The 10227-nt window shown below is 57.9% G+C and carries 10 protein-coding genes; 5 read left to right on the top strand and 5 right to left on the bottom strand.

Going from position 1 to position 10227, the window contains the following annotated elements; translation table 11 throughout:
• The first annotated feature begins 157 nt into the window (after positions 1-157).
• From HV711_RS32470 to HV711_RS33735, 3 genes are all read left to right on the top strand, one after another.
• A complete protein-coding gene (locus tag HV711_RS32470) occupies positions 158-433 on the top strand; it encodes a hypothetical protein (protein ID WP_244142797.1) in 276 nt (91 codons plus the stop codon).
• Positions 430-720: an SH3 domain-containing protein gene (locus tag HV711_RS32465; protein WP_035478746.1), complete on the top strand. Its 291-nt coding sequence runs from the start codon at positions 430-432 to the stop codon at positions 718-720. Before HV711_RS32470 ends, HV711_RS32465 begins: the two co-directional genes overlap by 4 nt.
• Positions 721-1215: 495 nt before the next feature.
• Positions 1216-2121, top strand: a complete 906-nt coding sequence (locus HV711_RS33735; RefSeq protein WP_035478748.1) for a GIY-YIG nuclease family protein — start codon at positions 1216-1218, stop codon at positions 2119-2121.
• Positions 2122-2437: 316 nt separating this feature from the next.
• On the opposite strand, the gene HV711_RS33330 is transcribed toward HV711_RS33735, so the two are convergent.
• Positions 2438-3694, bottom strand: coding sequence for an HNH endonuclease (locus HV711_RS33330; RefSeq protein ID WP_051223993.1), 1257 nt, complete (start codon positions 3692-3694; stop codon positions 2438-2440).
• Between the two features lie 442 nt (positions 3695-4136).
• Between HV711_RS33330 and HV711_RS32450 the strand changes: the two genes are divergently transcribed.
• Positions 4137-4841, top strand: coding sequence for a MobA/MobL family protein (locus tag HV711_RS32450; protein ID WP_035478751.1), 705 nt, complete (start codon positions 4137-4139; stop codon positions 4839-4841).
• A gap of 263 nt (positions 4842-5104) precedes the next feature.
• Here the strand turns inward: HV711_RS32450 and HV711_RS32445 are convergent, their stop codons facing one another.
• The 4 genes from HV711_RS32445 to HV711_RS32430 all read right to left on the bottom strand — a co-directional run bounded on the left by HV711_RS32445 (position 5105) and on the right by HV711_RS32430 (position 9327).
• Positions 5105-6340: a hypothetical protein gene (locus HV711_RS32445; protein WP_035478753.1), complete on the bottom strand. Its 1236-nt coding sequence runs from the start codon at positions 6338-6340 to the stop codon at positions 5105-5107.
• Between the two features lie 13 nt (positions 6341-6353).
• On the bottom strand, positions 6354-7448 hold the full coding sequence (locus HV711_RS32440) for a hypothetical protein (RefSeq protein WP_035478755.1): 1095 nt from the start codon (positions 7446-7448) through the stop codon (positions 6354-6356).
• A 128-nt stretch (positions 7449-7576) separates the two neighbouring features.
• Positions 7577-9046, bottom strand: coding sequence for a DUF3987 domain-containing protein (locus HV711_RS32435; protein WP_035478758.1), 1470 nt, complete (start codon positions 9044-9046; stop codon positions 7577-7579).
• The gene (locus HV711_RS32430) at positions 9046-9327 is read right to left on the bottom strand and encodes a helix-turn-helix domain-containing protein (protein ID WP_035478760.1); all 282 of its coding nucleotides are present in this window, start codon (positions 9325-9327) and stop codon (positions 9046-9048) included. Before HV711_RS32430 ends, HV711_RS32435 begins: the two co-directional genes overlap by 1 nt.
• A gap of 684 nt (positions 9328-10011) precedes the next feature.
• On the opposite strand from HV711_RS32430, the gene HV711_RS32425 reads away from it, so the two are divergent.
• Entirely contained in the window at positions 10012-10164 is a 153-nt protein-coding gene (locus tag HV711_RS32425; protein ID WP_175145620.1) for a hypothetical protein, read from the top strand.
• Positions 10165-10227 lie beyond the last annotated feature (63 nt).

Here is a 10227-nt window from a genome sequence, read left to right as displayed (position 1 = left end):
CCGCCCTGAAGCGTTCGCCCTCGAAATCCAACATTGACCATGATCGCAAGGTCGCATAATCTATGCCGCACCCGCCGTCCCAACCTTCAACTGTCTGTGGGACATTGCCGCAGCGCTCGCGACATTGCGTGCGAATGGCGTGCCCGTCGTCAGCGTCATGCTCCGCCACATTGCCGGTGATTGGGGCGTTGTGTCGGAAGACGACAAGCGACAGAACGACGTGTCGATTGCAACCGGCCTGCGGCTAATCTCGATCTATCGCCTGCCGGACCAGACGCGAGTTCTGGTCATCACGGAGTGGAATCGCGCGCATACCACGATCGAACGGCTCGATGACGTCGTGCCTGGTAGCGACTCACGCCCGACTCAGCCGGCGAACCGTCACTATCCCGCCTGGCCGAAGGCCGACTACGTACAGGAGGGCCGTGCATGAGTTACCCGAACGGCCCGCGTTTTCCGATGGGGCGGCCCGTCATCACTCCCGCCGCTCAGGCCGCGCTCGATGCAGTTGGTATCGAAGGTGTGCTGCTACTCGCGCGGCACATTCACGGTGACTGGGGTGATCTGAGCGCAGAGGATCTTGCCTCGAACGAACTCGCCTTGCTGACAGGAAAGCGGCTGCTGTCGAGCTACAACCTGCCGGACGGGAGCGGGAAGGTGTGGATCATCACAGAGGCTGACCGCGCAGTTACGACGATCCTGCTTCCCGACGAGTATTGATAGCCAACCCGAGTCTATGGGCGAACTTAGCACTCCGTATTCGGCTGGGTTCGCCCCTTCTCGGCCGCGCGGCAGTCGACACGGCAATGTCGCATACGAAAGTACACCGTTCACTCGTCCGTCTGCTCCTGCCCAGGACCTCGGCCTTCGCAGCCGCTCGTCGATCGATGCTATAAACGGCCGCTTAACGTTTTCGAGGATCAAGGACGGCAGAGACGGGACGTAGGGTAAAAGACGTTGCGTCAATCGCCGAATTGACGAGTTGCAGTTCGCCGGCAACACCCGATGGCCGGCCCGCTCTCCTTCGGCCCATGCCGCCAAGACGCAGTCGGCTGATTGAGCGAGACAACAGCGCGATGGACAAGCACCAGGCTTCCTTGAACCACCCGCACGTCAGGCGGGGAGCCAGACCGCGCGCCAATTGCCTCGCTCCCGTCCATTGGTTTATGCTGACGTACCATTTTTCATAAGATTGCGAAGAACGGAGGAAACCTAGTGCCACTCCCGTTTTCAATTACGGTCTTTGCGACGACCGGCGATCCGCAAGGTATTCGTCACGTTGACAAGTCGAACTGGTCAGGTTCGGGTGTTGTGTTTCCGAAAGAACTATTTGGGCAATTGAAGCACGAACCGGGCTTTAATCAGGCTGGGCTTTACATCCTCGTCGGCAACGCCTCCGAAGAGACGATTTACATTGGCGAGGCGGACCCCGTGGGCGAGCGCCTCAAGAATCACGTCACCAACAAAGAGGGTTGGGTTTGGGGCGTCTATTTTTTTGACCGGCTCCACAAAATCGGCAAAACTGAAGTTCAATACCTCGAATATGCGCTCATTGCATGCGCCAAGCAATTCGACCGGGCGATACTGTTGAACAAGAACGTGCCCACTTCCCCGACGATGTCGCTTGTTGCGAGAGCAACAGCACAGGCATTTCTCGAGGATATGTATCTGATCCTGCCGATGCTTGGTATCAACGCATTTTCGCCGCCGAAGCTTGGGGATGCGCCGGAGGAACAGGTTCAGGCAGTTGCGAGTGGCTCAATCGCCGCCGAAATCTTCGACACGATCGTTGTGCCCGCTAGAGAGGAGGGATTTCAGCAGGAATTCATTGGGCATAACTGCTGGTTCGCAATTCGGATTAACGCGAAACATATTCCCAAGCTCAAGTACATTGCTGCTTACCGAGTCGCACCCGTCGGAGCGATAACGCATATTGCGGAGATTGCGTCAATCGAGCCTTATGGCGACACGGGTAAATACAAACTTAATTTTAAAGGGCAAGCAGCGACGATTGGACCAATCCCTCGACTTGACGATAGCGAAGTGAACATGCAATCCGCTCGTTACGCTCTGCGGGATAAGCTCGCAAATGCTGGCAGTCTTGATGAAATATGGTCGTGAAACACGGCATCGCACGCCCCGGTAACGGATCGTCAGTCCTCGACTGCTAGGCAGCCAGCGACGAATACGTCAAGACTTGGTAGTACGGCAATCCTTAACACAGGCCAGCAGGCACCGAGGAACCCACGGACAACAAGGGTTCCTCTTTTTTTCATCGCGTCCAGTGTCAATGACCGGCCCCTTCAACCGGAAAACCCTTGCGGCATTACCACGGCATCAAAGCGACGTTGGACAAGCGAAGCCAGCGTCAGCAAGACCGATTCACGCCTATCAGGGGTTACTGCATGCTGCCTCCAGTCAGCCTGGATTCCACACGTTACATTGATCCAGACTCGTGTATCTTCTGGAATTGCTGATACCTTCGTTCAAGCGCATCGGGATTGGGCATCTCTGAAGGATAAACGGGATGCCTGATTTCCCTTCCTTCGTATTCTTTGTATTCGGATCGAAGCAGCACCGGGGCAATCCTGACACGAAACCTGCTGTCGACTGCAAGCAGCCCCAAGTCGAACAGCGTATGAATGTCCGCCCGGAGCAAGAGTCCATTGGTTACACTGTAATTCGGCTCGTCCGCGTGAGGCCGTATGTGAGCGGCCTCCAGCAAATCCACCACCCTGCACCCTGTCACTGCACAAGTACGGCCGTAGGCGGATAACAGCTTTTGCCGAAACTCCCCCTGCCCCTTTCGAATGGCTATTGCCCGCAACTGAATCTTGTCCGGCTCGCCACTGCGCTCATCGTCGGGGTCAATAGCCGGAGCGTTCGACGTCAATGGCCTTTGCCCTCGTACGAGGAGCGCCACGCCCGTGGTGTCATCGTATTCGTGGACGAACCATTTAACGGGATCAAGCGCACGAAACTGGACATGCGACGAGCCGTCGCCCATTGCCTCGCGTGCCAGCCGATCACCTTCAGTCAATATCACCGACACGGGCAGCATGCGTTCGTATGAAATGCTCAGGGCATCATCAAATGCCTGCGCTCTCGCCGCTTGAGTAAGCGTCCTGCTTCGTCGCTCACTATCTCTAACCGCATCGTTCGCCTGTTGTCGCAGATTCGCAGCGTGCGCCCGGAGATTTTCTGTAAAGACAATCTGGCCGCTGCGAACGTCAAGTGTCTCGTGCCATATGCACAAAGCATAGCCTTCTCGCGGCGATCCAAACGACCAGTCATAGCAGTAACTCGGATTCGCCTTGACCCGGTCGATCTCGCGCCCGGTATTCGTCGTATGCCATTCGTCCGTCGAGATGTGGGCGAGTTGCAGGAGATCGTAGATCGCCTCCTTGGTACGTGGACGAAGTTGACTGAGCAGACCATCTACATGTTCGTCCGAGCGCCGGAACATCACCACCTGCGCTCGCAGATTAACGGTGTCTCGAAGCCACCCCGCAGCCCGCCAGAGGTGTGCCCATGTGTGACTACCACTCTTCTCGTTTTCCCACCACGCATCGAACTTCCTCGCGGATTTGGGCAGCGGAGCGTCGAGGATGCGCTCGATTTCGTCGAAAGTCAGGCTAACGGAACTGCCTTCCAACCGAGCCAGATGCTCGCTTAACGCGCTATATTTTGACATTCGATGCTCTGGTAACGGGAAAAGTTTCAGCCACCATTGTGCCATTAGAAACAGTTAAAAGCGCCGAGCGTCTGGCACACAAAACACGAACACTCTCGTTCGTCACGATATTCTATAAGCCACGCTTGATACATGGCTCTGTATGAATATGTTCTGTACTCTTCTGTTTTTCATGCTGCTCCATCTTGTATATTTTTTATTGCTCTCTCTATGCTATGAGATGAGTAATCGATCCTCTTCTACTTGTAATAGTCGTCGTCCTGCTTGAGGCAGTCCTCCTCCATGTCGTAGTAGTAGTAGAGGGGAATGAGGGAGCGCACTTAACCTTTCTCGAAAGACAAAGAGAAATCAAGCCTACCTAACCTGTTGATCGCCCATCTCACCAGACGCCAGCACTTCTGTGCTGGTCTTTTTATTTTTTGCACGAGAAAGGGTAGTCGATATGGCCAGTTTCCACCACTGCGTCAAGAGCGGTAAGAAGGGTTCCGCAGCAGGACACGGCAGGTACATCATGCGAGAGGGCAAAAAGTACGAAGATCGGGAGGATCTGATCGGTGCCGACTACGGCAACATGCCCCCGTGGGCGCAGAACGATCCTTGCGATTTCTGGAAGGCAAGTGACCAATACGAACGCGCCAACGGCGCTGTCTATCGTGAACATGAGATCGCGTTGCCATCCGAGCTGACACGCGAACAGCAGATTGAATTGGTCGAGCAGCTTGTCTCCGAGCTAGCCGGGAGCAAGCCATTCCAGTATGCGATCCACGGACCTCACGCTTCCCTCGGAAACGGCACGAACACCCATCTCCACCTGATGTACTCCGATCGCGTGGACGACGGCATCGACCGATCTCCCGAACAAACCTTCCGGCGCTACAACCCGCAACACCCGGAGCGCGGTGGCCGCAAGAAAGACAGCGGCGGCAAGAACAGCATTCAGATCCGCGATGAGCTAATCGCAACGCGGAAGAAGTGTGCCGATCTACAAAACGCCGCGCTCGCGAAATACGGGCATGAAACGCGCGTCGATCATCGGACGCTCAAAGCACAAGGCATCGACCGACAGCCGGAGCGGCACCTCGGCCAAGCCCGGATTCGCACCATGTCGCCCGAGGAACGGGAGCAGTACGTCGCGCAGCGGCAATAGCCGGCTCGTCAGCACCTTATCCGCGCAAGCCGCGCGGACAGGATAAAGAAATCGCGGCAGGCTAATGGCCTGCCGCGATTGAAAGGGTGCAGCGGCAGCCGACACACGAGGTCGGATACCCTGGAGAACGTCCTACGAATTGTGCAATTCGAAAAATCGCACAATTCGTAAGAGGCTCGAGAGGGGGCGAGACATGCTCGCCCGCGTTGATCTGCACAGACCCGCCCTGGCTTCAAGAGCAGGCCCACGCATTTGCCGTGCGATTACGAGGCGTTCAGCATCTGCGCGCCGGCATCGCTTTCCGGCTTCGACGCCACCTTGCGGCGGCGATTCTCACGCGTATTCGCCGGCACCCACGTACCCCACGAACGGACACCCGCCGTCTCCTTCGGCTGAATGAAGCTGCCCTTCTGCGCGATATAGTCCAGTTCTTCGTCGAGCGCTTGCATTTTCACTGGATCGTCAACGGCGATCAGCCCCGCGATGGGCGACGGGTGGTCGCTGATACCCGGAACACGGACGAACCCCGTACCGTCCTGCACCACGTCCAGCCAGATACTCGTGACGAGTTCTGCCCATTCGGTCGCATCCTGCGCCAGCTCTGCGTCCAGCAGGAAAATCCAGCGGAAATAATGTCCCTTGCGCTCGCCCCACGACAGAGACCAGACGCCACCGATCGCGACGGCTGAGAACTTCGCGTTGGCGCGCAGGCGGTTGACGAACTTCGCATGGTGCTTCTTCGCCTGTTCGAGCGATACCGGTTCGGGGAGTTCCGAGCGATACGCGGTTTCGAGTGGCATCACGTACAAGCGCGGGTGCTTCGCGAAACACTCGTGCTTGAACTTCACCATCCGGTCACGCGCACGTTTACAGTCCGCCTTCCAGGCGGTAACGATCTGATTGATTTGCCGAGCCTTCGCTTCACGACGAATTGCGTCGAACAGTTCGTTGGCGAGATCGCCGCAGTACCGGCGAGTATTGGTGTCGAAGAAGGTCGGCAGTTTGTCGAAGCATTCGTCGAGGAAGGGGTGCCACTTCATGTAGCGAGTGACGACATCCCGGAAAAGCTCGGCATAGGGCATGAGAATGAAGCGGTCGAGCCCCACCTCCTCGTGGAAGACGCCACGGATCAGGTGGCGCAGAAGGCCGTAGTACTGGCCCAGCTCGTGCTCTTCGACCTGAACCAGCTTGCCATCTGAGCGCAGTTCGAAATCGAAGGCATTGCCGCCAGTATTGACAACAATGCACGTCAACCAGTCGATCAGGCGCACGAAATGCGCAAGGCGGCCCCACGTTTTAGCCAGCACATCGTAAAACTTGCCGTCGTGCTCTTCGTACGAGCGCGTCATGTCATGATCTATGCGCTCGAGCGTGCGGCGGTTGACCAGGCTGTATTTGAGGATGGCCTGATGAGTTTTGTTGTCCGGGGTCTTGTACACGTAGCGCGCACCTTCGGCGATCCACGGGTTTTCACGGTGATTCAGTTTTTTGATCGGCATGATTGGTCTCCTTTTAACCTTGTGCCACAAGCTGAAGGGCCTCGCGCAGCGCGTGGAACTGGCGGCGAAGCTGGATCGCTTCCTTCTGGGAACAGCGAAAATGTGCGCGGATGCCTTCGACGGTGGGTCGCAACTTGCCGGCTGCGACGTCGTGCACGAGTTGCGCCTGCCTGTCATCAGTCGTCTCGGTAACGACGCCGCAGGTATCGACGACCGGCTCAGGTGGCGAACTCGCGGGCTCGTCACGACTCGAGTCATATAGCGACACGACCGAGTCAGCCTCCACGACTGCGCTGGCGCGACTCGGCTCGAATGCGAGATACCACCCGAAACTCCCCGTGAGGTCGAGAACGGCAGCGCACACAAGGGCGAGCAGCAGGTTCAGCTTCGCCGCATCAAGGCCAGTCACGGCGGACAGTCGTGCCGTCACGGGGTCGTCGCGCAGCGAGTCGCGTATCTGTGCGGCGCGGTCGGCGAGCATCACCTGGCGGTCGTGTTCGTCTTGCTGACGCTTCATTTCGCCTGCTTCAGTCATGAGCGTGTTGAGCTTCGCGCTGAGCAGGTCATAACGCATGTGTAGCCACGAACAGCCGTGGTCGCAGCGATGAGCCCCGATGCTGGCCATCGCATCGCGGACCTGTTCCTCCTCCCGTGCGATCGTCGTCAGGCTATTCGTCGACGGTGCCGCCGGAATCTGGGGGAGCGTTGGTTGTACTGCCGTATCCACGCGCCGGCTACCAGCGTGCTGCTGGGCAAACAGGAAGAATTCCGCCTGCCCGTACAGGACGACCACGAAGCTCGACATGCACAGAGCAGTAGCGCCCACGCGCACAACGGTCGACTGGCCGCGCGCGAAAGCCGGCAGCAAATGGGCACCGAAGACCACCACCACGCCGAGTGCTATGCAGACGATTTTTTCAGCGAAATCACCGCCGCGTTGCCAGCCTGACATCACAGCAATGCCGACAGACGTCAGGGTTGCGAGAAATGCCAGTGCCAGACAAGCGTGGGCACCCACGTGCAGATGACGTTGCACCGAGACTGGTATATCGGTCGAGCTGACGGTCAGGCTCGAACCACGGCTTGCGCCGGAAAGCAGAAGTTCCATGTTGAAGTCCTTTCGGTTGGCCCGATGCTGCCGCGTACATGGCTTGCCGCCTCGCCTCACGCCAAACACCGGGCATAAGCCGCCCGTCAGCGCCGTGAAGCGCGACCGGGCAGGCTTTGCATCGGAATTTAATAAAGCGGGAATGCCTGCGAAGAGAGGCGCACCATCGTTGAATTGCCGCGGGTCTCGAACCAAGCCACGCCCGCGCCGCACAGGTGGTGAAGCGCGCGCTTGCAACGGGCCTCGTCCAGACCAAAGGACGGCACCATGTCGTAAAGCTCGCGCTTCGTCAGGAACTGGCGGCGGCGCAGACGCACGAACGTCGACAGCGCGTCTACCAGAAGCTGCACGTCATTCCGCTCGGCAGCAGACGGCTCAGGCGGACGCGACACGACTTCGCGGTACTCGTCAGCGAGCCAGAGTCCGATTTCGACAGCGAGCAGCGCAGTCGCTTTGGAAATCTCACCGTCGAAACCCTCGAAGCGGTGAATCGTGCCGGCAATACGCACCACGTGCTCGACTAGACGTGCGAGGTACGGGCCCATGTCACGCGAATACTTCCCGGCGGCAGCGCGTTCCTTAATCAGGTTATCGGCCAGCTTGAACACGGCGTCAGCCTTCTTGGAAACATGCACGGTGACCGTCTCGAATGTGCCGTTCGAACGCATACGCTTGCGGGCGTCGCGCAGCAGCGATTTCACGAGATCGTCCCAATCATCCAACGCTTGGTCCCAAACCGGACGGCCGTCGTATTCGCGCTTCGGGAGCGGTGGCAGGATTTCGACCATGTGAACCCGGCCGACGTACCCCGTGTCGTACGCGAGCTGGCCATACAAGTTGAGGTAGGCGTGAAGAGGTGCGTTCTGTACAGCGATCACCTTCGAGAAGTAGGCGTGATCGACAGATTGATGACCAGTCGATACGCGCGAATTCTTCGCGAGGCGTGCCCCCGTGAGCGTGCAGAAATCGTCGAACGCGCGAGAAATTGCGTTCGTGAAAAAGCCAATCCCTTCGTCGAGCACCAGCATCGCCGACGGCCAGATCCGGGTCAGATGATGACGCAGCGCCGGCATCGTGGCATCCTGGATCAGCCACGACGCGGCACGCGAGCGCTTCGGTTCATCGGCCATCAGCGCCTTGAGCTGATCCAGCGAGTCGTCGACGTTCTTGCCCTGTGCCGTCTCGAGCCGGATTTTGGTCCGCAGCGCATTGACCTTGTCTTGCCAGACGAGGCGATCCGCTCGCCAGTTGCCGGACTCGGCCGTGCTGGCATTGAGCGCCTCGTCCTCTGCCTCGAGAAAAGGGCGCAGCAGGCGGTAGATGAGCGTGGATTTGCCACTGCCGGAAGGAGCGGCGACGAACCAGTAGCCGGTCATCGGAATCAACGTACCGTCACGCATGCACACAAATGCGCCATCCTGGCACGCGCAGGTCATCATGCCGAGGAGAACGGAGAGCGTCAGCTTTTCAGCGAACTGGTAGTTACGCACGAGTGCGTCGAAGATGCAGCCGAGCCGCATCGACGAGAGCAGTTGCAGAATGATGAAGAAATTGCTGCCGTCGCGCGGAACGGGGCTGTTGTAGCGAGTCGTCAACATTACGCAACCTCCAGCATCGAACGCACGTCGACCGCGCTAAAGTACCAGCGGCGACCGAAGCGACGCGGCTTGAGGCCGTGGTATTCGCCCTTCTGCGAGATCGCTTTGCGGATCGTCTGCGCTTGGCAACGCAGATAGTCGGCGGTTTCGTCAACCGTCCAGTTCGGCATGGACAGGAACGCCGGCGGGTTAGCCTGCTGCGGCGGGATAGCTTCGGCCGTGTGTTCGACGGCGATGGTGTACGGGTAATCAGATCCGATCACCGGGTTGTTACGTTTCACGTTTGCTTCTCCAAGTCGCGAACGGAAGGGCGGTTCGCTGAACGCCGGGTCATCCGTGTCGATCCATCTGGAGCGGCGTCGATGACTTGGAGTGGATTAGAAAAATCCGGCATCGCAGAACTTGGCAAGGCACATTTATGCCGGATTTTATTCCATTATGAATCAGTCACTTACAATAAAAACCTCCGCAAGTGCGGTGGACATTCACGGGTTTAGACGCCGGGTTTGCTGGCCTTGCTTCCAGCTTTCGACTGCCTATCCCCGCTCTTCTTTCCGGTAAGCTGCTGCCCATTCCCCCCATTCACGCCCGTAAAGTGATGAAAGCTGGGCGTCCTTGCGGAATCGCTCGTCCATCGCCAGGAAAAATTGATATCGCGTTAACCTCAAATTTCCCACACGTTTGAAATTTCGCACGGCCCTCACCGCAAACTCCAAGGGGTCCCACCATGCCTCGTCCCCGGGTTTTCTAGATCCCGGACGCGTTCGAACTACTTTCTCTTTAGCCCAGCCGGGCAACTTCCCACCCCCAAGGTAGTTCAGCCACGCTCGTTCGTCTCGCCCTGTCCGATATGCATAGGTATCATCGTCCGCCAAGGCTGCTGCTAATTTCTTCGTCCCAAGCGCAGTACGAGCAGAGCCATGTAACTCCTTTCGCGCTCGCGTAGGGGCGAGACGATCAAGGTCATGTGGAATTCCAACCCGACGGAGGAACGCCGTTACTTCGGTCCGATTGAACCCAAGGCACTCGACCCAGCGGCGCTCATCAATATCGTGAAAAACTTCGAATTCGAGCTAAAGTCGGAACTGGTGTACGGGGGAGTTGAGGCGGGCGATTGAAGGCGGTGGAGGTTTCAGCTGAGAATCTGATTGTCGAAGTCGGAAACCAGCAAACAACAAACC

This window comes from Paraburkholderia phenoliruptrix (assembly GCF_902859825.1).
GTDB classification, from domain to species: Bacteria; Pseudomonadota; Gammaproteobacteria; order Burkholderiales; family Burkholderiaceae; genus Paraburkholderia; species Paraburkholderia phenoliruptrix.
The sequence above is the reverse complement of the archived record's forward strand: the minus strand, read 5'-3'. Positions and strand labels throughout refer to the sequence as shown.